The sequence below is a fragment of the Rahnella rivi genome (assembly GCF_019049655.1).
GTDB classification, from domain to species: Bacteria; Pseudomonadota; Gammaproteobacteria; order Enterobacterales; family Enterobacteriaceae; genus Rahnella; species Rahnella rivi.
The window spans coordinates 201,210-224,160 of record NZ_JAFMOX010000066.1; the positions used below are offsets into that span (position 1 = coordinate 201,210).

Below are 22,951 nucleotides of genomic sequence, written 5' to 3' on the forward strand. Positions count from 1 at the left end.
TGCGCTAAGTAATGACGTAATACACATTTTTAATATTTCGTTCACAATTTTGCGCAATAAAATGGGATAATTAATCCTGTTGCGCAAACAATGTACAAAAGGGATGCAAGGAAAATGGCAGGTATTATTCTTCTCGCCGCAGGGCTGGGGAGCCGGTTTATCGCCGCCGGAGGCAAAGGTAATAAGCTGAATGCAATATTGCCCCAAACAGCACAAAATGCTGCCACCCTTTTTGACCTCACCCTCCGTCAGGTGCTGAGCAGCGGGCTGCCGGTGCGCGTGGTTACGCGTGCTGAAAACCGGCAGGTGCAGGCAAGTTGCCTGCGTGAAGGGGTGCCTTTCACGCTGACAGAGAGCGCCGGCACCGGGGGTTCCGTCGCGGCCGGGGTGCGCGATACGCCAGACTGGGACGGGTGGCTGGTTCATCTTGCCGATATGCCTTTCGTCACGCCGGATATTTTTACCGCCGTGGCCGCTTCCCTGCCTCTGAAGCCCGTGGTTCGGCCTTACTGGCAAAATCAGCCGGGACACCCGGTGGGTTTTTCCCGCCCGATGCGGGACGCCCTTTTACAACTTCACGGTGACCACGATGCCAGGGAACTTATCCGCAGCCAGCCGCTGTTACGCCTGGATGTCACAACGCCCGCCGTGATCACCGACATCGATTTGCCGGAACAACTTTCTCTCTCTGCGCTTTTTTCAAACGGATCTCCGCATGCAGCATCTTGATAATCAGGTTATTTCTCAGGCGCATGAATGGCTGACGCATCAGCCGGTGTGGTTGTGTACTGTTCTGACGACGTACGGTTCCTCCCCGCGCGCGCCCGGTGCCTTACTGGCGGCGACCGGCAATGGCCGCTACTGCGGTTCGCTGTCAGGCGGATGTGTCGAAGAGGATTTCTTACGGCGCATTGCCGCCGGAGACTATCAGCAGGCCAGCCAGATTGTGCGTTACGGTGACGGCGGGTTAACCCCCGATGTCGCCTTGCCCTGTGGCGGATCGCTGGATGTGCTGATCGAATATCTGCCCGCAACGCAGGGCAATCTGGATTATCTGCAAAAAATGGGGATGGCGCTGGCCGGGCATTTTGCGCTGGATAAATCACTTACCCTGCCCGCCGCCTGCGATCATCTGGCGCTCACGGGCTATCACAGCGCCACCCAGGTGATGCGTGACGGTGACTGCGTCAGATTACATCTGGCGGCACCGCCGCGTTTGCTGATTGCCGGGCTTTCAAGCGTCGCGATCTACTGCGCAGACTTTGCCTGTGCGCTGGGCTTTGACGTGGTGGTGTGCGAATGCCGTGAAGAGGTGCTGGAAAATTTTCTGCCTGCGCTCAAAGCTGAGATCCGGCTGGAGAAACAGTTTCCGGCAAAGTATCTCGAGTTACAGGGTTGCCATGCCAATACAGCGATAGTCGCCCTGACCCATGATCCGCGCATGGATGACCTGACGCTCATGGAAGCAGTGAATACACCAGCGTTTTACATTGGCGCAATGGGTTCACAACGCAACAGCCTTCGCCGTCGTGAACGCCTGCAAACCATCGCGGATTTTTCCGCTGAGGATTTCGCCCGCCTTCATGCCCCCGTCGGCTTGCCCATTGGCAGCAAAACGCCCGCTGAGATTGCGCTGGCCGTCATGGCCGATATCGTGAAACACAAAAACGGCCTGAATGCAGCGGATACTGCGGCCTGAGCACGTCGTCAGAGACATAAAAAAAAGCCTGAGGTTTGCGCCTCAGGCTTTTATTTGCCACTTACCGGTATCAGGAACGGGTAAGCTGCAACTGACCGCTTTTATCCAGCGGGATTTGTGTGCCCGGATCGTGGTCCATACGCACTTTGCCCTGCTGATCGCCTATCTTATAGGTCACATCATAACCGAGCATTTTATCTTCTTTGTCGTAGACGGTTTTACAACGTTGCTGCTGCGTGCTGTAGGTATCGTTATCCTGCATGCTGCTCTGTACACGGTTACCCGCATAGCCACCGCCCAGCGCACCGGCAACTGTCGCCACATCACGGCCACGACCGCCACCAAACTGATGCCCCAGAACGCCACCGGCGACAGCGCCCAGCACGGAGCCGGCGATCTGATGCTCATCCTGAACAGGACGACGGTGAGTCACAGTGACATTGCGGCATTCCTGACGCGGCGTTTTGATGGTTTCTTTAATTGGCGTCGCGCTGACAACCTGCGCGTATTGCGGGTCAGATGAAAAGACATTCATGCTCGCCACACCGGCAATGCCTAATGCCGCAGCCACACCAATACCGACCCCAGCTAACATTGACTTGTTCACAGGACTTCCTCCGAAAATGTTACCACGCATATTGCGCCTGACTCAGGACACATACCTCAGTGGAAAACTTCACATCCTGAGGTTCGGCGTGCGTGAATCGCCGGCTGTAAACTTGTTAAAGTTTGTACCTGGAATGGTTAAGGAACAATAAGACGAAGTCTGTAAGTGAGAGAAATGCGGGTGTAACGAGGTGTTTCAGAGCATTCTTAGCGGACAAACTAGTTTTCGGTGGCAGGAGCATCTGGTTAGCAATAAAAAAGCCTGCGGGAAGCAGGCTTTCAGTGGCCAAACCGTGAGGAAACGATTCAGCGGACGGTCAAAAAAATCAGTGCAGTTTCAGACGCGGGCGGATCACCCGGTTGATTCCACCTACCAGCATCATCAGGCCGGTTTTGATGTAACCGTGCAACGCAATCTGGTGCATACGGTAAAGCGACACATACACCAGGCGCGCAAGACGTCCTTCCACCATCATCGAACCGCGCATCAGGTTGCCCATCAGGCTGCCGACGGTGCTGAAACGGGAAAGAGACACCAGTGAACCATGATCTTTATAGACATAAGGTTTCAGGCTCTGACCTTTGCGCTGCGCCATGATATTAGCAAAGCAACGTGATGCCATCTGATGCGCTGACTGCGCGCGCGGCGGCACAAAACCACCTGAGGGCTGCGGGCAGGATGCGCAATCACCGATTGCATAAATATCAGGGTCGCGGGTGGTTTGCAGCGTTGGCTCAACCACCAACTGATTGATACGGTTGGTTTCCAGCCCGGCGATGTCTTTCATGAAATCAGGAGCTTTGATTCCCGCCGCCCAGACCATCAGATCGGCATCAATGAATTCGCCAGACTTGGTGTTAAGACCGTTTTTATCCGCACTGGTGACCATCGTTTGGGTCAGAACGCGCACGCCCAGCTTGGTCAGCTCCTGATGGGCCGCCGCAGAAATACGCGGTGGCAATGCAGGCAGAATACATTCACCGGCCTCGACCAACGTGACGTTCAGCGCTTCGCTGTCCAGCCCTTTAAAGCCGTAGCTGTGCAGCTGTTTCACCGCATTATGCAGTTCAGCAGACAGCTCAACGCCTGTCGCGCCGCCGCCGACGATAGCAATGTTCACTTTCTTTTGCTTATCTGCGCTGGCTGAGAATTTGAGGAACAAATTCAGCATTTCGTTGTGGAAACGGTGCGCCTGATGCGGGTTGTCTAGGAAGATGCAGTGGTCTTTCACGCCCGGCGTGCCGAAGTCATTAGAGGTGCTGCCCAGCGCCATGACCAGCTGGTCATAAGCGATATCACGCACAGGCACCAGCATTTCGCCGTTTTCGTCGCAAATTTCAGCCAGCTTGATGGTCTTATTTTCACGGTCGATATCGGTCAGTGAACCAATCTGGAACGTGAAACCGTGGTTACGTGCATGCGCCAGATAGCTCAGGGCATCAACACCATCATCCAGGCTGCCGGTAGCCACTTCGTGCAACAGTGGTTTCCACAGGTGGCTGTGATTACGGTCGACCAAAATGATCTCCGCTTTCTTTTTACGGCCAAGCTTATGCCCGAGGCTGGTCGCCAGTTCCAGACCGCCAGCGCCGCCGCCAATTATGACAATTTTCTTCATTGGTGATGTCAAAATGACCCCCTCAAATGTGAACCATTTGTTATATAAGAGTTAAAAAATAATCCTTATATTACATAGGGTTGCTTAAGTTAATTCGGTATCTGAGTGGGAGGATATCATGCGTGGTGATTTGGTCATACCAAAATTGATGTAGGTCAATTTAAAATGATTTGGTCTGATTGCCCTGATGAAATGGCACGCATTTTGACATTTTTAAATCAGGCAGTTAGCGCGTTTAGCATGAAAACATCACCGGATGCTTTCTGCCGCCCATAAAAAAACCACCGCGCGGGGCGGTGGTTTTAGCGGGATATAAACATCTTCAGGCGATGGTTTTGAAAGCTTTGATCCGCTGCAAATGCGTCGAGATATCCTTGAATTTGTGGCTCTGTTTTTCGTCCCATTCCACAGGATAATAATGATGCAGTTTCTCCGCCGTCTTGCTGCTGTCGAGCACGCCGTCTTCGCGGGACAAAATCACCAGGCAGCGGTCGCGGTTTTTCTCACGAAAATCGCTGATGCACTTGGTGGCAATGTCTTCATACTCTTCAGGACGATCAATCTTTCCGGCCATATTATCCTGCGGAGATAAATTCGGATTGAACATCACCTGGCGGATACCGCACAGGAAACCAATGCGCTCCGCCCAGAAACCCCCGAGGCCGACGCCGCAAATCAGCGGGTGCGGATCCTGCGTTTCGTGCAGCACTTTATCGACTTCTTTCAGCAGATGCTGCATGTCATGGCGTGGATGCAGCGTGCTGTAACTGATAAAGCGCACGTCCGGGTCAATAAACTGAAGCTGTAAAACCTTCTCGTGGTTACCGGGGCTGGTTGAATCGAAACCATGCAAATAGATAATCATCGTTTACCTCATCCTGAATGTGCGTTGACACCCTCTGCGGTCCGAAAACCGTTACCGGGCAGCCTGTTTGTGTTCCTGCCAGCGGGCATCGAGCGCCGTTAAGTCACGGTTTGCCTGCTGCCAGCGGGTTGAATTGAGCAAGTCCTGACGGGCCTCTTTTCCACTGTACCGGCCGCGATGATACAACTGCGCAACACGCTCTGCGTTGACCGGCGACAGGTTATCGAGCACGCTGACCGCGCCCTGACGGTTGTTACAGGCAAGGATCATATCGCAACCCGCATCCAGCGAAGCCTGTGCCCGCTCCGGATACGTGCCCATGATGGCCGCGCCTTCCATCGAGATGTCATCAGAGAAAATGACGCCGTCAAACTTCAGTTCCTTGCGCAAGATTTCCTGCAACCAGTAAGGCGAACCGCTGGCCGGTCGTGGATCGGCCTGGGTATAAATCACGTGCGCAGGCATGACCGCATCCAGCAATTTACGCTGGTTGAGCTGACGGAAAATCGCCATGTCGTGCTCGCGGATTTCTTCCAGCGGACGATCGTCGCGCGGTGTCTCTTTATGAGAGTCAGCGCTGACCGCGCCATGCCCCGGGAAATGTTTGCCGGTGGTTTTCATACCGGCAGAATGCATACCGAGAATATAGCGTTCCGCCATCTCCAGCGCTTTTTGCGGCTCTGCGTGGAAGGAACGTTCACCAATGGCGGCGCTGATATGTCCGATATCCAGCACCGGTGCGAAACTGATGTCGATATCCATCGCAATCATTTCAGATGCCATCAGCCAGCCGCTTTCCTGCGCCAGCCGCCCCGCTTCATGCGGCGCATTCAGCGCGGCAAAAGATTGCGCGGCAGGCAGACGGGTGAACCCGTCACGAAAACGCTGCACGCGGCCGCCTTCCTGATCCACCGCCAGCACCAGCCGGTCGTGCGAAGCCGCACGGATCTGACGGATCAGTTCATGCAACTGTTCGACGTCGTGATAGTTACGGGTAAATAAAATCAGCCCGCCAACCAGCGGATGCTGCAAAATTTCACGTTCTTCGGCATCCAGCTCATAGCCAGCCACATCCAGCATTACAGGTCCCAACAAGATGGCCACTCCTTTTCAATCAATTCAGATAAGCAATTCAGCATTCATCACAGGCGCAGTTCAACGCTGGCGGTGCAGCGGCTGCGCCCATTCACAATATTTCTGCTCGCCGGTTTGCTGCCAGCGCACTTCAAACCACATCAGCATCAGGTAATCCACCCAGGGTAACCAGCGGTTTACCTGCTGCTGTAAAAGAGTTAAATCCCGATAACCGCCCGCGGAGACGTAACGCTGTAAAAACGCGCGCTGTTGAGCAAAACTCCAGCCGTTGCCCCGAATAATGGCAGCCAGCTCCAGCGCGATATCGGCGTCAGCGGCGTATTCCCAGTCAATCAGCCGCAGCCCCTGCGGCGTTGCCAGCACGTTGCCAGCGTGAATATCCATGTGAACCAGGGATAACCGCAGCGGCGCGGGAGGCGGCGTTCGCATCATCTTTTTATGCCACCGCAACCAGCGCGGCGTCAGACGACGGCGGTCCACGTGCTGCCAGTAACGGGCAAATTGCTGATGTAAATTCAGCCGGTAACCCGACAGAGGCAACTGATGCAGTAACACCAGACTCTCACTCAGCGCCTGCTGCCCGGCCGTGGCGGCAAAAGCCTGCCCGGTCAGCGGTGCGCCGTTAATCCAGTCCACCAGCAACCACGGCGGCGAATAAAGTCTGACACAGGGGCCGGGATAATGCCGGGCGATATGCCGCAAAACACGATGTTCGCGGCGTCTGTCCGCTCCGGAAATCAGACGATCAGGTGACTGATATCGAGCCAGTAAATCACCGGCAGGAGAGCTGATTTTCCAGCTCTCCCCCGTCAGACCGGCCACCGGAGACAAATGAAAACCGGCGGTTTTCACCGCCGGATAATGCTGTTCAATCAGTTGCTGTAATTGCGCGTTAATTCTGAACGGCGCCACGGCCAGACCAGACAATTTCACCGCTCGGCGCGGTAATCAAACGCATGGACATGGTCGGTGATTTCACATCGCCGCTCACCGTGCTGTAGAGCACGTACTGTGCTTTGACGATATTGGCCAGACCGATGGCCTTGCTGACTGACGCCAGGCTGTCATCCGGCGATAACCCCAGCGATTGTTTGGCAGAAGCCAGCTGTTCAGCCGGGATCACCTGGAAGGTCGTGTTGTTCGCCAGCGCCGTGCGTAAAGCATCGGTGGCTTTGGCGGTTTGCAATGAGCCGTTGGTGCTGTTTTTCACACTGTCGACCAGCAGAACACTGCCTGACTGAACGCCATCTGCTTTCAGCATTTTCGCCAGCATAGGCTGAACAGTGGCTGTCCAGTCGATGTTGGCAAATTTAGGAGGCTGAGGAACAGGAGGAACGGTCGGTTGCTCTGGCACCGGCGGATTTACCGGCGGCTGAGGCTGCTGCGGTTGCTGGGGTTGTTCCGGCTGCTGTGGCTGTTGCTGGTTTGGCAATGTACAACCGCCGAGGATCAATGCGGCCATTGCCACAATGAGGAAATACTTTTTCATCAACCTACTCCGTCGAGAACATTAGAGATAAAGGTAAAGACGCACGCTGTCCGCATCAAGATTACCATTCAGGGAACTGACTTCCAGACTGCTGTTGGCAGGCACGGTGACCGTTCTGGGTTCGGCAACGGGCAGTAAATCCAGCCCTTGCTTGTCGTACCAGAAGAAACGGTAATGCAACGTCACGGCGTGCGGCTGGTTGTTATTGAGCGTACTGGTGGCTTGCTTTTGTCCACCGGATTCACCGACAGAGGGCGAACTGGGGATAATCCCCGCCGTCAGCACGGGCGATTCCATGACCACTTTTTGTTGATTATTCAGCGCAATGCCCGGACGACTGCTGCACCCTATCAACAAAAGCACCGGCAATATTGCCATCAAAAATCGCATTTTTTATCCTTACTGACATGACAGCAATGGACCCAGCGCGCGGCCACCGACCAGGTGCATATGAATATGATAAACCTCCTGCCCGCCGTCACGGTTGCAGTTCACGATCAGGCGATAGCCGCTTTCAGCAATCCCTTCCTGCTCTGCAATTTTCGCCGCCACGGTCATCATGCGGCCAAGCGCTGCTTCGTGCGTGGCATCCACATCATTCATGGTCGGGATCAGCACGTTCGGGATAATCAGAATATGGCTGGGTGCCTGAGGAGAAATGTCGCGAAACGCGGTGACCAGTTCATCCTGATAAACCACATCGGCAGGAATTTCACGGCGGATAATTTTGCTGAAAATTGTCTCTTCGGCCATCTTAACTGTCCTTAACAAAGTAAAAAGCGATGTACGCAGTATGGGTCAGAATTTCCATTCCTTTCAACCTGATTACGCTTTTAGCTGCTTAATTGCCGCAGAAAGCGCCAGCGTAAGCCCGCGCGCGCCCTTGCCTTAAATCGCAGGCATGAAAAAAGGAGGCCGAAGCCTCCTTTCTCAGAACAGGTACCGCTCAGCATTAATGGCTGCGCATGTACTCATCCATATCGGTTTTCAGGTTGTCAGACTTGGTACCAAAGATTGCCTGAACACCAGAACCTGCCACAACCACACCGGCTGCACCCAGTTTTTTCAGGCCAGCCTGATCAACTTTGGAAATATCAGCCACGCTGACACGCAGACGGGTGATACAGGCATCCAGGTTGGTGATGTTGTCTTTGCCGCCGAAAGCCTGAACCAGAGAGGCAGACATTTCTGAACCGCCCTGAGTCGTGGTTTCGCTTGCAGAGTCTTCACGACCTGGGGTTTTCAGATCCAGTTTGGCAATCAGGAAACGGAAGATGCTGTAATAAACCACTGCATAAACCGCACCGACTACAGGGAACAGCCAGATGCGGCTGCTGTTGCCGCTCAGCACGATGAAGTCGATCAGACCGTGTGAGAAGCTGGTGCCGTCACGCATCCCCAATAGGATACAGATTGGGAACGCCAGACCTGCCAGAATCGCGTGGATCACATACAGGATCGGCGCAACGAACATGAAGGAGAATTCGATCGGCTCAGTGATACCGGTCAGGAACGCAGTCAGTGCAGCGGAGATCATGATGCCGCCGACTTTTGCACGGTTCTCAGGTTTCGCTGAGTGCCAGATAGCCACAGCAGCTGCCGGCAGGCCGTACATTTTGAACAGGAAGCCACCAGACAGTTTACCCGCAGTCGGGTCACCCGCCATGTAACGTGGGATGTCGCCGTGGAACACCTGGCCCGCAGAGTTGACGTACTCGCCGATTTGCATCTGGAAAGGAACGTTCCAGATATGGTGCAGACCAAACGGAACCAGTGCGCGTTCTACCACGCCGTAGATACCGAATGCCACTACCGGGTTCTGGTAAGCAGCCCATTGAGAGAAGGTTTGGATAGCGCTGCCGATAGGTGGCCAGATGAAGGACAGAACCACACCCAGAATAATCGCCGCCATACCGGAAATGATTGGCACAAAACGTTTGCCCGCGAAGAAGCCCAGATATTCAGGCAGCTTGATGCGGTAGAAACGGTTGAACATGTATGCCGCAATCGCACCGGAGATAATACCGCCCAGTACGCCGGTGTCCGCCAGATGGCTGGCTGCAATTTCTTCAGCCGGTAAATGCAGAACCAGTGGAGCCACAACCGCCATGGTTTTGACCATGATGCCGTATGCCACAACGGCCGCCAGTGCAGAAACACCGTCGTTGTTCGTAAAGCCTAAAGCAACGCCGATAGCGAAGATCAGAGGCATGTTAGCGAAGACTGAACCACCAGCCTCGGCCATGACATGAGAAACGATCAGCGGAAGCCAGCTAAAGTTTGCAGAACCGACGCCAAGCAGAATACCTGCGATTGGCAGTACGGAGACTGGCAACATCAGCGATTTACCGACCTTCTGAAGGTTTGCAAACGCGTTCTTAAACATAATTGAGTGTGCTCCTGAGTAATGATGCTTTTTGATACTTCATGCGGTGTAGCCTGATAACTCACCGCGTAGCAAGCGGTCTGAAACCCCGTTGCCGTCGGGTGTCTGAGCACCCCTTTTAATTTTTACGCAGGGTAAAATAAATCCCTTTGTTAATGTTTGATGGCAGTCACGTTTTTCTGAAAAATGCTGAAAAACTGGATTAAAAACCGTCACTTTCACACGAAAAATCCGAATGAGGCTTTCCCGACAACCGAAAAACGGTGCCAAGATACCTCATTCAGACGATTAATTACGAGGTGAAAAATAAATCCAGCGAATATGACTAAGCTACAGCCTAGATCAAGGAGGAAGTGTCGACATGAAATAATCGTGAAAAGTTCTGAGTTGTCGCCTCTGCCAGTTGCTCCAGACTGACGCCTTTAAGCACCGCCATGTATTCGGCAACATCACGCACGTAAGCAGGCTGATTTTCTTTTCCACGATGAGGCACCGGTGCCAGATACGGCGAGTCAGTTTCCACCAGCAGACGATCCAGCGGTACGTAGCGGGCAACTTCGCGCAAGGCTTCGGCATTGCGGAACGTCACGATGCCGGAGAAGGAAATGTAAAAACCCAGATCCAGCAGGAATTCTGCTGTCGGCAAATCTTCAGTGAAACAGTGCAGAACGCCTCCGCATTCCCCGGCATTCTCTTCTTTCAGAATATCCAGCGTGTCCTGGCGGGCATCGCGGGTATGGACGATCACCGGTTTATTCAGCGCACGGCCAATGCGGATGTGCTCGCGAAAAGAGTCCTGCTGCAACTTCAGCTGGTGCGCTTCTTTCTGATAGAAATAGTCCAGACCGGTTTCGCCCATCGCCACTACTTTCGGGCTGGCGGCCAGACGGCGCAGTTCCGCAAAGTCATAACCGTCATCAATATTCAGAGGATGTACACCGCAGGAAAACGCCACATCAGGGCGATCGCCAATCAGTTGGGTCATCGCCTCATAGCCAGGCAGCGTGGTGGCGACCGCCAGCATGAATTTCACATCACGCTCACGGGCCTTTTCCAGCACGTTGTCCGCGCCGGAATGCAGTTCGTTGTAATCCAGGCTGTCGAGGTGACAATGGGAATCGACTAAAAACATAGTGGTTAACTCATTACGATTGAAAGTGGGGTTCAGCGCGACAGGTCAGAACTGAAGTAAGAAGGGACAACTGCGCCTTGCAACATATGTTCCCATTCGAGCAATTGCTCCGTCAGCAGCAGTTCGCGGTTCACACCTGTAATGGAGAGCAACTGCTGACGGCACTGCATCCATGCCGATACGGATTGTTGCAGTGACGCATTGGACTGCGCGCTGGCAAGCAACGCGATCAGAGGTTGCTGGTCATGATTAACGATAAACTGCGCAGCCTGTTGCTGCCATTTGATGGCATCCAGCAGCAGCGAAGCCAGCCAGCTGATGCGGTCTGCGGCATCATCATGGTTCAGCTGTGGCAGCAGAGCCAACATATCCTGCTGCTGACACTGGGTGAAAAGCAGCTGGCACAGCGCCAGACGCTGTTTCCAGCGTTCCGGCTGCAACAGTTCGAGCGCAGAAAGAGGCGCGCCCTGTGTCAGGCGTAATGCGGTTCTGACCGTTATCACATCTGCGCTGAGCTGACGGTTGATCCACTGAACCGACAAAGCTTCTTCGGGCACCGGCAGATGCCAGTAGAAACAGCGGCTGCGGATAGTTGCCAGTAACGCAGAAGGTTCACGGCAGCCCAGCAGAAAATAGGTTCCGGCCGGAGGTTCTTCCAGCGTTTTGAGCAAAGCATTGGCTGCCGCTTCCGTGAGCAATTCGGTCTGCGGGATCCACACAACTTTCGCCCCGCCCTGCTGCGAATAGTTGTAGAGCGTCTCAATCAGCTGACGCACCGGATCAATACCCAGTGAGCTTTTACCCTTTTCGGGCTGCAGCACATGCCAGTCAGGGTGGTTTCCGGCGATCATCAGCTGGCAGCTGTGGCATTTGCCGCAGCTTTTCTCGCCGTCTTTATGCTGACACAACAACCAGCGGCTTAGCCCGTAGACCAGCGCATCGTCGCCCATACCTGCCGCAACATGCATTAGTACGGCGTGATGTCCCCGGCCGGTCTGATACTGTCCAATCAGCTGACGATAGGGAGCGCTGAGCCACGGATACCAGCTCATGATGCGCGACCTTGCGCCAATGATTGTTCATCGAACCAGTTTTTCAGCGTCTGTTCGATAGACGCAGTCACCTGTTCGATAGTCTGAGAGGCATCAATGGTTTTGATGCGGCTGTCCTGACCAGCAAGTTCCAGATAACGGGCACGCGTGCGTTCGAAAAACGGCAAGGCTTCCTGCTCAATACGATCCAGCTCGCCACGGGCGCGGGCTCGTTGCAGGCCAAGCGCGGGTGGAAGATCAAGATAGAGCGTCAGATCGGGACGAAAGTCACCCAGTACGGTGTCACGCAGCGAACTCATCAGCGCCGCATCGATACCGCGGCCACCGCCCTGATAGGCCTGGGAAGAAAGATCATGACGATCCCCCACCACCCATGCACCACGCGCCAGAGCGGGCAGGATCACCGTCTCAACCAACTGAACACGCGCTGCGTAGAGCATCAGCACTTCAGCTTTCACGGTAGGTTTTTCACCGTCCACGCCGCGTTTAAATAAATCCCGCAGCTTTTCCGCCAGCGGCGTGCCGCCGGGTTCACGGGTAAAAACAATTTCTTCGACGCCATGTTGGCGTAACGCATTCACAACCACTTCATGAGCGGTCGTTTTGCCCGCCCCTTCAAGGCCTTCAATTACAATGAAGTTACTTTTCATTCTTATTCTTCAGAGCCTCTAAATACACGCGAACCGCCTTGTTATGATTCACAAGGTTAGTGCTGAAAGTATGCCCGCCTTTGCCGTCAGCGACAAAGTAAAGATAGGGCGTTTTTGCAGGGTGTGCCGCAGCCTGAAGAGAAGCTTCACTTGGCATCGCGATGGGCGAAGGCGGCAAACCGGAAATGACGTAGGTATTGTACGGCGTTGGCGTCTCGAGATCTTTTTTGCGAATATTGCCGGTATAACTTTCGCCCATGCCATATATGACCGTCGGATCGGTTTGCAAACGCATACCAATGCGCAGACGGTTAATGAATACCGATGCCACTTCTGCGCGTTCACCCTTGACTGCCGTTTCCTTTTCGATGATTGACGCCATTGTCACCAACTCAGCAGGCGTTTTATAGGGTAAGGCATCCGCGCGCTCCTTCCAGATATCCGCAACGGTTTTTTCCATGCGCACGTGCGCACGTTTAAGCAGCGATAAATCCGTCATGCCCGCCGTGTAGTGATAGGTATCAGGATACAACCAACCTTCGGCATTTTTCGTGTCGGTCATGCCCAGCACTGCGGCGATCTCTTCCCCGCTTTTGCCTTTTAATTCATGTTTAATAAACTCTGAATTATCCAGAACCTTCATCCAGTCACTGAGCTTAAAGCCTTCGACAAAACGAATGCTGAACTGCGCTTCTTTGCCACTTTTCAGCAACTCGAGCATCTGGCGAACGGTCATACCTTTCTCAAAACGGTAAGTGCCCGCTTTGAATTCACTCAGTTCAGGCTCAAGGCGCAACAACCAGGGAAACCACGGATTGGGTTTCATGAGTTTTTTATCGATCAGTAATGTTTCCAGCACCACGCGCCCGGTGCCCGCTGGCAGGGTAAAAATGGTTTCGCTGCTGACGTTAATCGGACGGTCAGCGAACTGTTTCACTTTGTGGTAGGAAAATGCCGCCATCCCGAGCAGGATCAGGACAATCAGGGCGAGGATTTTAGTTTTTTTGTGTGTCATAGATTGTTCACTTTTTAACAACTGTGGCGCAGGAAATCGTACAAATGTCGCGAGGAATAATGGCGTTCATTCACTTGCGTCACCGGTAATAATGGCATTAATGCGTTACAAATCAGGATCTCATCAGCATCGGCCAGTGTTTCCGGCGTTTCACTGACAATATCGACTGTCCAGTCTGACCTTGCACGCAGCTCCCGAATAATGTGCTGGCGCATAATGCCGTCCACACCAGACTGCGATAAATCCGGGGTGTAAACGCGGTTCCCCTTGCGCCAGAATAAATTGGCCGCACAGCATTCCACCAGGCAACCGGAGGTGTCAACCACCAGTGCCTCATTGGCGTCCGTCTGGTCAAGATGCATGCGGATCATGACCTGTTCAAGCCGGTTTAGATGTTTGATACCGGCCAGCAATGGATTTTTGCTTAACGTGACCGGGCTTGATATGAGCTTCACGCCCTGCTCACGCCACAGGTGATAATGGGCAGGATAATCAGAGAAAGAGACAATGCGCGATGGGGCACTGCATCCTGCGGCGCTGTAACCGCGCCCTCCCTGACCGCGGGTGAGGATCGCTTTCACCACGCCCTGAGCATGTCCCGACGCGGCCTGCATCATTTCGGACTCAAGCGCCTGCCAGTCAGCCTGAGTAATGCTGAGGGCGCTGGCGGCTCTCTGCATGCGGGCAATGTGTAAGGGCAGAAACTGAATGTCTCCCTCAATCACCCGCGCGGTTGTAAAGCAACCGTCGCCAAACTGCACCGCCCGGTCGCCTGCCGGCAATGCATTTGTCACCACACCGTTAATCCACATGGTTACACCCTCCGGGCATCAAAATTTCTGTCAGCAGAGCCTGCGGGAGCAGGCTCATCTCAGCAAGTGGAGCATTCCGACTTTACCGCACTGCAATCTACAGCTGGCATCAACACGCATTCTGTTGAACAGCCGTTTGAGGGGCGCCCTTTCATCCAGACAGCAAAAAGGCCCGATCAACGGGCCTTCTATTTCAGTCATCACCGACTGACTCAGATCTTACGGAACACCAGTGAACCATTAGTGCCACCGAATCCGAATGAGTTACACAACGTGTACTCCATATCTTTGACCTGACGTGCTTCGTGAGGCACGAAGTCAAGGTCACAACCTTCATCCGGATTATCCAGGTTGATGGTTGGAGGAACCGCCTGATCGCGCAGCGACAGAACCGTGAAAATGGATTCTACCGCGCCGGCAGCGCCTAACAAGTGTCCGGTCATCGACTTAGTGGAACTGACCAGCACGCGATGCGCATCCGCACCAAAGACAGATTTCACCGCCTGAGCCTCGGCTTTATCTCCCGCAGCGGTGGATGTGCCGTGCGCGTTGATATAACCCACTGAAGAGGCAGAAATGCCTGCATCACGTAACGCATTTTCCATTGCCAACGCAGCACCTGCACCGTCTTCCGGTGGTGATGTCATATGGAAGGCGTCGCTGCTCATGCCAAAACCGACGATCTCAGCGTAAATCTTCGCCCCACGTTTGCGGGCGTGTTCATACTCTTCCAGCACCATAATGCCTGCGCCGTCACCCAGTACGAAACCATCACGATCTTTATCCCAAGGGCGACTTGCCGCCTGAGGGTTGTCATTGCGCGTCGATAACGCACGAGCCGCGCCAAAACCACCGACACCCAAAGGGGTACTGGCTTTTTCTGCGCCGCCTGCCAGCATCACGTCAGCGTCGTTATACGCGATAATACGTGCCGCATGGCCAATGTTGTGTACGCCAGAAGTACAGGCTGTAGCAATAGAAATGCTCGGTCCACGCAATCCAAACATAATGCTCAAATGGCCTGCGATCATGTTTACGATGGTGGAGGGAACGAAGAAAGGACTGATTTTGCGTGGTCCGCCGTTAACCAATGAGGAATGGTTTTCTTCTATCAGACCAAGCCCGCCGATACCGGAACCGATCGCCGCACCAATACGGGGCGCGTTCTCAGCCGTCACTTCAAGCCCTGAGTCTTGCATCGCCTGAATACCGGCGGTAATACCATACTGAATAAAGGCATCCATCTTGCGGGCATCTTTGCGCGGGATGAACTCTTCACAGTTGAAATCTTTAACTAAGCCTGCAAACCGTGTTGCGTAGGCGCTAGTATCAAAATGGTCGATCAGGCTAATGCCACTCTGACCGGCAAGGAGAGCGTTCCAAGTGGACTCTACAGTATTGCCGACAGGAGACAGCATGCCCAGTCCAGTCACTACAACTCGACGCTTAGACACGGGTGTCCTCCAGGGAGGGAAAAAAGTAGTAATACCGTGGGATAAAAAAAACTTAGGCGGTCAAATGACCGCCTAACTATCTAAACTTAAAGCATGTACGCTTACTGTTGGCTAGCGTTGATAAAATCAATTGCTGCCTGAACAGTAGTGATCTTTTCAGCTTCTTCGTCAGGGATCTCGGTATCAAACTCTTCTTCCAGAGCCATAACCAGCTCAACGGTGTCGAGAGAATCAGCGCCAAGGTCGTCTACGAAAGATGCAGCATTCACTACTTCTTCCTGTTTAACACCCAGCTGTTCAACGATGATTTTCTTAACGCGTTCTTCGATAGTGCTCATACTCTTAAATTTCCTATCAAAACTCGCTTTCGCGATGGTTTTCGTAGTGTATAAAATGTTGAAAAAGATGCAACTAAATCCAGGCTGTTCAAACCACGAATTTGCTCTATTTTGCGGTTTTTACCGCAAAAAACGCAAATAATTTCGTAATTTTTAAATCATGTACATGCCGCCATTGACATGTAATGTTTCACCGGTGATATAGCTGGCCTCGTCAGAGGCTAAAAAAGCAACGGCGCTGGCAATTTCTTTGGCATCGCCCAACCGGTTGGCTGGAACTGATGACAAAATGCCTGCGCGTTGATCATCTGTCAACGCCCTTGTCATATCCGTCTCAATAAAGCCGGGAGCCACGACGTTGACAGTAATGCCACGTGAAGCAACTTCACGCGCCAAAGACTTACTAAAACCAATCAAGCCAGCTTTAGCCGCCGCGTAGTTCGCCTGCCCTGCGTTACCCATGGTGCCAACAACGGAACCAATTGTAATAATCCGTCCACACCGTTTCTTCATCATAGCCCGCATGACAGCTTTTGACAGCCGAAACACTGAAGTCAGGTTTGTATCCAGGATATCCTGCCACTCATCATCCTTCATACGCATGAGAAGGTTATCACGGGTAATGCCGGCATTATTAACTAAAATATCAATTTCGCCAAATTCAGCTCGAATCGTCGTCAATACTTGCTCAATAGATGCAGAATCAACCACATTGAGCATAATACCTTTGCCGTTATCGCCTAAATATTCACCGATCGCTTCAGCACCTTTCTCGCTGGTCGCCGTGCCGATCACTTTCGCGCCGCCAGCAACCAGTTTTTCTGCGATAGCGCGGCCAATACCACGGCTGGCGCCTGTTACCAGTGCAATTTTGCCTTCGAAGCTCATAATATCCTCTTTTTACTGTTCCAGCGCCGCTGTCAAGGTTGCAGTGTCGTTCACTGCGACAGCCGTCAGGGTATCAACAATACGTTTCGTCAGCCCTGTCAGCACCTTACCAGGCCCTACTTCGACCAACTGCTCTACACCCTGAGCCGCCATAAATTCGACAGATTCAGTCCAGCGTACCGGGCTGTATAGCTGACGAATTAATGCACTGCGGATCGCGTCAGGCGAGGATTCTACTTTAACATCCACGTTGTTGACCACAGAGAACTGTGGTGCACTGAAGGTAATGTTTTCAAGTGCTACGGCCATTTTATCTGCTGCTGGCTTCATTAAAGCACAGTGAGACGGCACGCTGACAGGTAACGGTAAGGCGCGTTTTGCACCCGCGGCTTTACAGGCAGCCCCGGCACGCTCTACGGCTTCTTTGTTACCCGCAATCACAACCTGCCCCGGCGAATTGAAGTTCACCGGAGAAACAACCTGGCCCTGGGCAGATTCTTCACACGCTTTTGCAATGGCGTCGTTATCCAGACCGATGATGGCATACATCGCACCGGTGCCTGCAGGAACAGCTTCCTGCATCAATTTGCCACGCAGTTCAACCAGAGAAATAGCCTGTTTGAAATCCAGAACACCGGCACAAACCAGCGCTGAATATTCACCGAGGCTATGACCTGCCATCAGAACGGGTTTAGCGCCGTTCTGTTGCTGCCACACACGCCAGATAGCCACGGACGCTGCCAGCAACGCAGGCTGTGTCTGCCAGGTTTTGTTCAACTCTTCAGCGGGTCCTTCTTGCACCAGCTGCCATAAATCGTACCCCAGCACCGAAGAGGCTTCGGCAAATGTTTCTGCTACCACCGGATATGCAGCGGCTAAATCCGCCAACATACCGAGCGTTTGAGAACCCTGACCAGGGAAAACAACTGCAATATTTGTCATTTTTATGATCCTGTTAAATCAAAAACGAACCAGCGCCGAGCCCCAGGTAAAGCCACCGCCAAATGCTTCAAGCAACACTAATTGCCCGCGCTGAATTCTGCCGTCACGTACCGCTTCATCAAATGCCGCTGGCACGGAGGCCGCTGACGTGTTGCCATGACGATCCAGCGTAACCACAACTTTATCCATCCCCATGCCCAGCTTTTTCGCTGTGGCACTGATGATGCGCAGGTTAGCCTGATGCGGCACCAGCCAGTCGAGTTCGGAGCGATCCAGGTTATTCGCCGTCAGTGTTTCATCAACAATGTGCGCCAGCTCAGTGACCGCCACTTTGAAGACTTCGTTCCCCGCCATGGTGACGTAAGCAGGTTTTTCCGGCTCCGTCTGGCTTGGATACGGTAACGTCAGCAGATTGCCATAATGTCCGTCGGCGTGCATATGGGTGGAAATGATGCCTGGTTCTTCGGATGCGCCGAGCAAGACTGCACCGGCACCATCACCAAACAGAATCACCGTACCGCGATCCTGAGGATCGAGTTTACGCGACAGTACATCTGAACCGATCACCAGCGCATGTTTTACTGCGCCGTTCTTGATGTACTGATCGGCCACACTCAGCGCATAGGTGAAACCTGCACATGCAGCAGCCAGATCGAACGCTGCGCAATCCTTAATGCCCAGCATATTCTGCAACTGGCAGGCTGAGCTTGGGAATGCATGTGAAGATGAGGTTGTTGCAACAATGATTAAACCCACGTCGCTTGCGCTGACGCCGGCCATTTCAAGTGCTTTTTCTGCTGCGTGCAGGCCCATTGTGGCCACAGTCTCATCCGGAGCAGCGATACGACGTTCACGAATACCTGTGCGGGTGACAATCCACTCGTCGGAGGTATCCACCATTTTTTCTAAGTCGGCGTTGGACCGAACTTGCACGGGCAAATAGCTCCCCGTACCGAGAATCTTTGTATACATGTACGATCAGTCACTCTTGGGTAATACAGCTTCAAGGCGCGCGGCAATCCTCTGAGGGACCTGCCGCTGCACCGCCTGCACAGCCTGTTCGATAGCAACAGCAAACGCGCGCTGATTTGCTCCACCGTGGCTTTTAATAACGATGCCCCGTAATCCTAACAAACATGCGCCATTATACTGGTCGGGGTTGAGATGGCTAAAACGCTTTAGCAATTTCTTCTGTAAAATCCGACCTAACCACTTCAACCACCAGGCCTTCTTGCCACCCTCTCCAGAGGATTTTAACAGTGACAAAAACATCCTTATTACACCTTCCATGGTTTTGAGCGTAACGTTTCCGACGAAACCATCACACACCATCACATCTGTCTTACCGGTCAGAAGGTCATTGCCTTCAAGATAGCCGATATAGTTGATAGAGGTGGTTTTTTTTAAAATAGCTGCGGCTTCACGGATGTTATCCAGCCCTTTGCTTTCCTCTTCACCGATGTTGAGTAAGGCAACGCGGGGGTTACTGATACCCACCACCTGCTCCGCCATTACTGACCCCATCACGGCAAACTGAACCAGCATCGTGCTGTCACACTCAACGTTAGCCCCCAGATCCAGCACCACCGTTTTACTACGCTGCTGATTGGGCAATACGCTCATCAGCGCCGGGCGCTCAATACCTTCCAGGGGTTTTACAACCAGTTTCGCTAATCCCATCAACGCGCCGGTATTCCCCGCGCTGACGCACGCCTGCGCATCACCACTTTTGATCAATTCCAGCGCCACACGCATTGAGCTTCCTTTACTGGCGCGTATAGCTTGCGACGCGCGCATGTCGCTGGCTATAACGGACTCAGCAGGAATTATCCGAATTCGTTCTAAAAGAGAAGGATCGGCTTTGGCTAAAAAAGGTGTGATGTCGTCGGGAATGCCGACCAGAAGAAGGTCTAATTCAGAATTAGAGATAAGTGCCTGCAATGAAGCAGGCACTGTGACGGATGGACCGAAATCCCCGCCCATTACATCTAACGCGAGGGTTAGACGAGTCAAGGTATCGCCTTGCTAGCACTTATCACGTGAATAAGTAGCTGGCAAATATCAGCCGATTACCTTGCGACCGCGGTAGAAACCGTCGGCAGTGATGTGGTGACGCAGGTGAGTTTCACCAGAAGTCTTGTCCACAGACAGAGTGGAAGTGGTCAGAGCATCGTGTGAACGACGCATGCCACGTTTAGAACGGGTTGGTTTATTCTGTTGTACGGCCATGGACCTTACTCCTTAAGTACTTTTCTTTAAACTCGCTAATACGGCAAATGGATTTGGTTTCTCCACCTCTGCAGGCAGTTTACCAAATACCATGTCCGCGTCGGACACTTCACAGTGTTCAGATTCATGTACCGGAACGACAGGCAGTGAAAGAATAATTTCGTCTTCAATCATCGCCAGCAGATCGACTTCGCCAAACTCATCGACTTCAATCGGCTCGTACGCTTCCGGTAATGCTTCAGCCTGTTCATCATTACGGACAGGACTAAAACAATATGTTGCGTGAACCTGGTGCTCAAACGTCTTACCACATCTCTGGCATTCCAGAGTCACAGTAACATCAGACTGACCATTAATAACGGCCAGACGAAGATTGTCGATATCAAACGACAAAGAAGTCTGGACATCAGAGTCAACGCTCACCACTGATGCTGCTAATCGTGTCACCTGACCAGGCGTATAAACACCGGAGTAGTCTAAACGCTTTTGGGCGGTACGAATCGCATCAACGGCTAAGGGTAATTTTACTTTTTGCATAGGGCGCGCATATTAACTTTGTAACGACAGAGAGTCAAAGAAAAAGGCCTCAAAACCGCACCTTTCACCAATATTCGCTTCCACAGCGGCCAACAGTTTAAAATGTACTATTCAATAACGCTACGCTTTGTGAAAAAAATTATGACTATGCCTTCTCCACAACTGCTTTTAGCCTCAACCTCGGTCTACAGAAAAGCACTGCTTGAAAAAACCGGCCTCGTCTTTCGCTGTGCTGCGCCAAATATTGATGAAACACCCCGCGCAGAGGAACAGCCTGAAAATTTGGTGCAACGCCTGGCACAAGCTAAAGCCAGCGCACTCAGCGTCTCGCATCCACATCATCTGATTATTGGATCGGATCAGGTCTGTGTCATCAATGGCCACATCACAGGCAAACCCTACACATTTGAGAACGCCTTTCGCCAATTGCGCGCCGCCAGTGGCCAAACTGTCACGTTCTACACGGGTCTGTGCCTGTTGGATGTAAAAACCTCGCAGGTACAAACGCTGTGCGAAACTTTTAACGTTGTATTCAGATCATTATCTGATGACGAAATTTCCGGCTATCTGCACCGAGAAAAACCTTACGACTGTGCTGGCAGCTTTAAGTGCGAAGGACTGGGCATCACGCTGTTTGAAAGCCTGAACGGGCGTGACCCTAATACACTGATTGGTTTACCGCTTATCGCCCTGCTTGGCCTGCTGCGTGAACGCGGTATCAATCCACTTCTCTAAATTTAATCCAGAAAAAGGGCGCAACCTGTGCGCCCTTTTTAGGATAGACGATGACTTATCGGGCGCTGCTTTTACCACGCAGTGCTTTCAAACAGTTACGCAATTTGGCATCCATCGGTGCCTCAATTCGCATCGTCTCGCCGGTATTGGGATGTTCAAAACGCAATGCCGCTGCGTGCAGGAACAAACGATTCAGACCTGTTCCTGACAGTTTTGCATCAAAATCACGCTCACCATAACGATCATCGAACGCGATAGGATGACCGGCGTGCAAAGCATGGACGCGGATCTGATGGGTTCTGCCCGTCACCGGGCTGGCTTTAATCAACGTGGCAAACTCGTAGCGCTCTTCAATTTTGAACCGGGTTTCGGAAGGTTTACCTTCGGCATTCACCCGGACGATACGCTCGCCGCTTTGCAGAATATTTTTCAGCAAAGGAGCCTGAACGACTTTGCAATGGGAAGGCCATTCACCCCGTACCAGCGCAAGGTAGTCTTTCTGCATACTCTTAATGCGCAACTGCTCGTGCAATGAACGTAACGCAGATCGTTTTTTCGCAACCAGCAAAACCCCGGAAGTATCGCGATCCAGACGGTGAACCAGTTCCAGGAAACGGGCTTCAGGACGCAATGCCCGCAAACCTTCAATCACACCAAAACTCAACCCGCTGCCGCCATGTACTGCGGTACCTGAAGGTTTATTAAGGATAAGGAGGTGATCGTCTTCATAGAGGATGCAATCCGTCAGAGCAGCGACTTTATCCAGTTTGGCGGAAACCGGCGCTTCATCTCTTTCAGCAATTCGCACCGGAGGAACGCGGACTTCATCACCGGCGAGAAGCTTATATTCTGGTTTAATGCGTTTTTTATTAACCCTGACTTCGCCCTTACGCACGATGCGATAAATCATGCTTTTCGGCACGCCTTTCAGGATTTTAAGTAAGAAGTTGTCGATGCGCTGACCGGCTTCATCTTCCGAAATGGGAATTAATTGTACAGTTGGATTATCAGTTTTCATGGCTCGGGATTCTAAATATCAGGCACGATTCGCGCCACAGATTTTTATGTGCTTAACTCATAGCTTACCAGCAACTACCATGGAAAACCTGCAAGAAAACCAGATAAAAAGCATGAGCAATGTGCATTGCCTCGCAGATGGATAAGATTCTTGGTCACAACGGGAAAAGTCACCTTGCTATCACAGTGCCTGCAATGGAATAATGAAGTCACTTTCCGCGTTGTTTCTCTTAAGTTAGGGAAAACGCAGGAATTATAGATTTGCCTGATCGCACAAAAACGCAGCAATGGCGTAAGACGTAATGTGAAATCAAGCAATTAGCGGGCTGCGGGTTGCAGCTTGGCCGGCAAACGGAATGAGATCTGTAAACTTAAATTCAGAAGCTATTCC

At 52.5% G+C, this 22,951-nt stretch carries 26 protein-coding genes; 3 read left to right on the top strand and 23 right to left on the bottom strand.

Translation table 11 applies throughout. The features are described from left to right. Positions 1 to 114: 114 nt before the first annotated feature. Together J1779_RS22130 and J1779_RS22135 are read left to right on the top strand one after the other, a co-directional pair. The gene (locus J1779_RS22130; RefSeq protein WP_217204809.1) at positions 115 to 729 is read left to right on the top strand and encodes a nucleotidyltransferase family protein; all 615 of its coding nucleotides are present in this window, start codon (positions 115 to 117) and stop codon (positions 727 to 729) included. Further along, positions 716 to 1,699: an XdhC family protein gene (locus J1779_RS22135; protein WP_056778789.1), complete on the top strand. Its 984-nt coding sequence runs from the start codon at positions 716 to 718 to the stop codon at positions 1,697 to 1,699. The genes J1779_RS22130 and J1779_RS22135 overlap by 14 nt, the downstream gene beginning before the upstream one ends. A 70-nt stretch (positions 1,700 to 1,769) precedes the next feature. Here the strand turns inward: J1779_RS22135 and J1779_RS22140 are convergent, their stop codons facing one another. The 22 genes from J1779_RS22140 to yceD all read right to left on the bottom strand — a co-directional run bounded on the left by J1779_RS22140 (position 1,770) and on the right by yceD (position 20,808). Further along, positions 1,770 to 2,306: a glycine zipper 2TM domain-containing protein gene (locus tag J1779_RS22140; protein WP_056779168.1), complete on the bottom strand. Its 537-nt coding sequence runs from the start codon at positions 2,304 to 2,306 to the stop codon at positions 1,770 to 1,772. Positions 2,307 to 2,631: 325 nt separating this feature from the next. Beyond that, positions 2,632 to 3,936 carry an NAD(P)/FAD-dependent oxidoreductase gene (locus J1779_RS22145; RefSeq protein ID WP_217204810.1) on the bottom strand — a complete coding sequence of 435 codons (1,305 nt, stop codon included), beginning with the start codon at positions 3,934 to 3,936 and terminating at the stop codon, positions 2,632 to 2,634. A gap of 310 nt (positions 3,937 to 4,246) precedes the next feature. Continuing rightward, entirely contained in the window at positions 4,247 to 4,789 is a 543-nt protein-coding gene (gene ycfP / locus J1779_RS22150; protein WP_056778785.1) for an alpha/beta hydrolase YcfP, read from the bottom strand. A gap of 51 nt (positions 4,790 to 4,840) precedes the next feature. Continuing rightward, on the bottom strand, positions 4,841 to 5,869 hold the full coding sequence (nagZ, locus tag J1779_RS22155) for a beta-N-acetylhexosaminidase (RefSeq protein ID WP_217204893.1): 1,029 nt from the start codon (positions 5,867 to 5,869) through the stop codon (positions 4,841 to 4,843). Between the two features lie 75 nt (positions 5,870 to 5,944). Next, a complete protein-coding gene (locus tag J1779_RS22160; RefSeq protein ID WP_420804216.1) occupies positions 5,945 to 6,796 on the bottom strand; it encodes a phosphotransferase in 852 nt (283 codons plus the stop codon). Then, positions 6,777 to 7,373 carry a penicillin-binding protein activator LpoB gene (gene lpoB, locus J1779_RS22165; protein ID WP_056778781.1) on the bottom strand — a complete coding sequence of 199 codons (597 nt, stop codon included), beginning with the start codon at positions 7,371 to 7,373 and terminating at the stop codon, positions 6,777 to 6,779. Before lpoB ends, J1779_RS22160 begins: the two co-directional genes overlap by 20 nt. Before the next feature lie 21 nt (positions 7,374 to 7,394). After that, entirely contained in the window at positions 7,395 to 7,763 is a 369-nt protein-coding gene (locus J1779_RS22170; protein ID WP_056778777.1) for a YcfL family putative periplasmic lipoprotein, read from the bottom strand. 9 nt (positions 7,764 to 7,772) lie between these two features. Beyond that, on the bottom strand, positions 7,773 to 8,126 hold the full coding sequence (gene hinT / locus J1779_RS22175) for a purine nucleoside phosphoramidase (RefSeq protein ID WP_217204811.1): 354 nt from the start codon (positions 8,124 to 8,126) through the stop codon (positions 7,773 to 7,775). A 199-nt stretch (positions 8,127 to 8,325) separates the two neighbouring features. After that, a complete protein-coding gene (ptsG, locus tag J1779_RS22180) occupies positions 8,326 to 9,759 on the bottom strand; it encodes a PTS glucose transporter subunit IIBC (protein ID WP_056778775.1) in 1,434 nt (477 codons plus the stop codon). Positions 9,760 to 10,096: 337 nt separating this feature from the next. After that, positions 10,097 to 10,891 (bottom strand): metal-dependent hydrolase, encoded by a 795-nt coding sequence (locus J1779_RS22185; protein ID WP_217204812.1) that lies wholly within the window; start codon positions 10,889 to 10,891, stop codon positions 10,097 to 10,099. A gap of 32 nt (positions 10,892 to 10,923) precedes the next feature. Next, positions 10,924 to 11,943 carry a DNA polymerase III subunit delta' gene (gene holB, locus J1779_RS22190; protein WP_217204813.1) on the bottom strand — a complete coding sequence of 340 codons (1,020 nt, stop codon included), beginning with the start codon at positions 11,941 to 11,943 and terminating at the stop codon, positions 10,924 to 10,926. Then, positions 11,940 to 12,593, bottom strand: coding sequence for a dTMP kinase (gene tmk, locus J1779_RS22195; protein ID WP_217204814.1), 654 nt, complete (start codon positions 12,591 to 12,593; stop codon positions 11,940 to 11,942). Before tmk ends, holB begins: the two co-directional genes overlap by 4 nt. Further along, on the bottom strand, positions 12,583 to 13,608 hold the full coding sequence (gene mltG / locus J1779_RS22200; protein ID WP_217204815.1) for an endolytic transglycosylase MltG: 1,026 nt from the start codon (positions 13,606 to 13,608) through the stop codon (positions 12,583 to 12,585). The genes tmk and mltG overlap by 11 nt, the downstream gene beginning before the upstream one ends. A 14-nt stretch (positions 13,609 to 13,622) precedes the next feature. After that, entirely contained in the window at positions 13,623 to 14,420 is a 798-nt protein-coding gene (gene pabC / locus J1779_RS22205; protein ID WP_217204816.1) for an aminodeoxychorismate lyase, read from the bottom strand. A 212-nt stretch (positions 14,421 to 14,632) separates the two neighbouring features. Continuing rightward, entirely contained in the window at positions 14,633 to 15,874 is a 1,242-nt protein-coding gene (gene fabF / locus J1779_RS22210) for a beta-ketoacyl-ACP synthase II (RefSeq protein WP_072158133.1), read from the bottom strand. Between the two features lie 101 nt (positions 15,875 to 15,975). Continuing rightward, entirely contained in the window at positions 15,976 to 16,212 is a 237-nt protein-coding gene (gene acpP / locus J1779_RS22215; protein ID WP_015690190.1) for an acyl carrier protein, read from the bottom strand. A gap of 153 nt (positions 16,213 to 16,365) precedes the next feature. Next, complete coding sequence (fabG, locus tag J1779_RS22220) at positions 16,366 to 17,100, bottom strand: 3-oxoacyl-ACP reductase FabG (RefSeq protein ID WP_122095740.1); 735 nt, start codon at positions 17,098 to 17,100, stop codon at positions 16,366 to 16,368. A 12-nt stretch (positions 17,101 to 17,112) separates the two neighbouring features. Continuing rightward, positions 17,113 to 18,042 carry an ACP S-malonyltransferase gene (gene fabD / locus J1779_RS22225; protein WP_217204817.1) on the bottom strand — a complete coding sequence of 310 codons (930 nt, stop codon included), beginning with the start codon at positions 18,040 to 18,042 and terminating at the stop codon, positions 17,113 to 17,115. A gap of 18 nt (positions 18,043 to 18,060) precedes the next feature. Next, positions 18,061 to 19,014: a beta-ketoacyl-ACP synthase III gene (locus tag J1779_RS22230; protein ID WP_056778754.1), complete on the bottom strand. Its 954-nt coding sequence runs from the start codon at positions 19,012 to 19,014 to the stop codon at positions 18,061 to 18,063. Positions 19,015 to 19,020: 6 nt separating this feature from the next. Beyond that, on the bottom strand, positions 19,021 to 20,055 hold the full coding sequence (gene plsX / locus J1779_RS22235) for a phosphate acyltransferase PlsX (protein ID WP_056778751.1): 1,035 nt from the start codon (positions 20,053 to 20,055) through the stop codon (positions 19,021 to 19,023). Positions 20,056 to 20,103: 48 nt separating this feature from the next. Beyond that, positions 20,104 to 20,271 (bottom strand): 50S ribosomal protein L32, encoded by a 168-nt coding sequence (rpmF, locus tag J1779_RS22240; protein ID WP_013576249.1) that lies wholly within the window; start codon positions 20,269 to 20,271, stop codon positions 20,104 to 20,106. Positions 20,272 to 20,283: 12 nt separating this feature from the next. After that, positions 20,284 to 20,808: a 23S rRNA accumulation protein YceD gene (gene yceD / locus J1779_RS22245; RefSeq protein WP_056778749.1), complete on the bottom strand. Its 525-nt coding sequence runs from the start codon at positions 20,806 to 20,808 to the stop codon at positions 20,284 to 20,286. Between the two features lie 141 nt (positions 20,809 to 20,949). Between yceD and J1779_RS22250 the strand changes: the two genes are divergently transcribed. Beyond that, entirely contained in the window at positions 20,950 to 21,543 is a 594-nt protein-coding gene (locus tag J1779_RS22250) for a Maf family protein (RefSeq protein ID WP_274388826.1), read from the top strand. Between the two features lie 55 nt (positions 21,544 to 21,598). On the opposite strand, the gene rluC is transcribed toward J1779_RS22250, so the two are convergent. Further along, positions 21,599 to 22,561, bottom strand: a complete 963-nt coding sequence (rluC, locus tag J1779_RS22255; RefSeq protein ID WP_217204818.1) for a 23S rRNA pseudouridine(955/2504/2580) synthase RluC — start codon at positions 22,559 to 22,561, stop codon at positions 21,599 to 21,601. Positions 22,562 to 22,951 lie beyond the last annotated feature (390 nt).

Excerpts from the sequence above, each read along its gene's own strand:
- ycfP (WP_056778785.1), bottom strand. The coding sequence starts at position 4,789 with ATGATTATCTATTTGCATGGTTTCGATTCAACCAGCCCCGGTAACCAC.
- J1779_RS22230 (WP_056778754.1), bottom strand. The coding sequence starts at position 19,014 with ATGTATACAAAGATTCTCGGTACGGGGAGCTATTTGCCCGTGCAAGTT.
- J1779_RS22250 (WP_274388826.1), top strand. The coding sequence starts at position 20,950 with ATGACTATGCCTTCTCCACAACTGCTTTTAGCCTCAACCTCGGTCTAC.
- hinT (WP_217204811.1), bottom strand. The coding sequence starts at position 8,126 with ATGGCCGAAGAGACAATTTTCAGCAAAATTATCCGCCGTGAAATTCCT.
- yceD (WP_056778749.1), bottom strand. The coding sequence starts at position 20,808 with ATGCAAAAAGTAAAATTACCCTTAGCCGTTGATGCGATTCGTACCGCC.
- lpoB (WP_056778781.1), bottom strand. The coding sequence starts at position 7,373 with ATGAAAAAGTATTTCCTCATTGTGGCAATGGCCGCATTGATCCTCGGC.
- fabD (WP_217204817.1), bottom strand. The coding sequence starts at position 18,042 with ATGACAAATATTGCAGTTGTTTTCCCTGGTCAGGGTTCTCAAACGCTC.
- J1779_RS22130 (WP_217204809.1), top strand. The coding sequence starts at position 115 with ATGGCAGGTATTATTCTTCTCGCCGCAGGGCTGGGGAGCCGGTTTATC.
- holB (WP_217204813.1), bottom strand. The coding sequence starts at position 11,943 with ATGAGCTGGTATCCGTGGCTCAGCGCTCCCTATCGTCAGCTGATTGGA.
- tmk (WP_217204814.1), bottom strand. The coding sequence starts at position 12,593 with ATGAAAAGTAACTTCATTGTAATTGAAGGCCTTGAAGGGGCGGGCAAA.
- acpP (WP_015690190.1), bottom strand. The coding sequence starts at position 16,212 with ATGAGCACTATCGAAGAACGCGTTAAGAAAATCATCGTTGAACAGCTG.
- rpmF (WP_013576249.1), bottom strand. The coding sequence starts at position 20,271 with ATGGCCGTACAACAGAATAAACCAACCCGTTCTAAACGTGGCATGCGT.
- pabC (WP_217204816.1), bottom strand. The coding sequence starts at position 14,420 with ATGTGGATTAACGGTGTGGTGACAAATGCATTGCCGGCAGGCGACCGG.
- J1779_RS22185 (WP_217204812.1), bottom strand. The coding sequence starts at position 10,891 with ATGTTTTTAGTCGATTCCCATTGTCACCTCGACAGCCTGGATTACAAC.
- J1779_RS22135 (WP_056778789.1), top strand. The coding sequence starts at position 716 with ATGCAGCATCTTGATAATCAGGTTATTTCTCAGGCGCATGAATGGCTG.
- rluC (WP_217204818.1), bottom strand. The coding sequence starts at position 22,561 with ATGAAAACTGATAATCCAACTGTACAATTAATTCCCATTTCGGAAGAT.
- mltG (WP_217204815.1), bottom strand. The coding sequence starts at position 13,608 with ATGACACACAAAAAAACTAAAATCCTCGCCCTGATTGTCCTGATCCTG.
- nagZ (WP_217204893.1), bottom strand. The coding sequence starts at position 5,869 with ATGCTGGATGTGGCTGGCTATGAGCTGGATGCCGAAGAACGTGAAATT.
- ptsG (WP_056778775.1), bottom strand. The coding sequence starts at position 9,759 with ATGTTTAAGAACGCGTTTGCAAACCTTCAGAAGGTCGGTAAATCGCTG.
- J1779_RS22170 (WP_056778777.1), bottom strand. The coding sequence starts at position 7,763 with ATGCGATTTTTGATGGCAATATTGCCGGTGCTTTTGTTGATAGGGTGC.
- fabG (WP_122095740.1), bottom strand. The coding sequence starts at position 17,100 with ATGAGCTTCGAAGGCAAAATTGCACTGGTAACAGGCGCCAGCCGTGGT.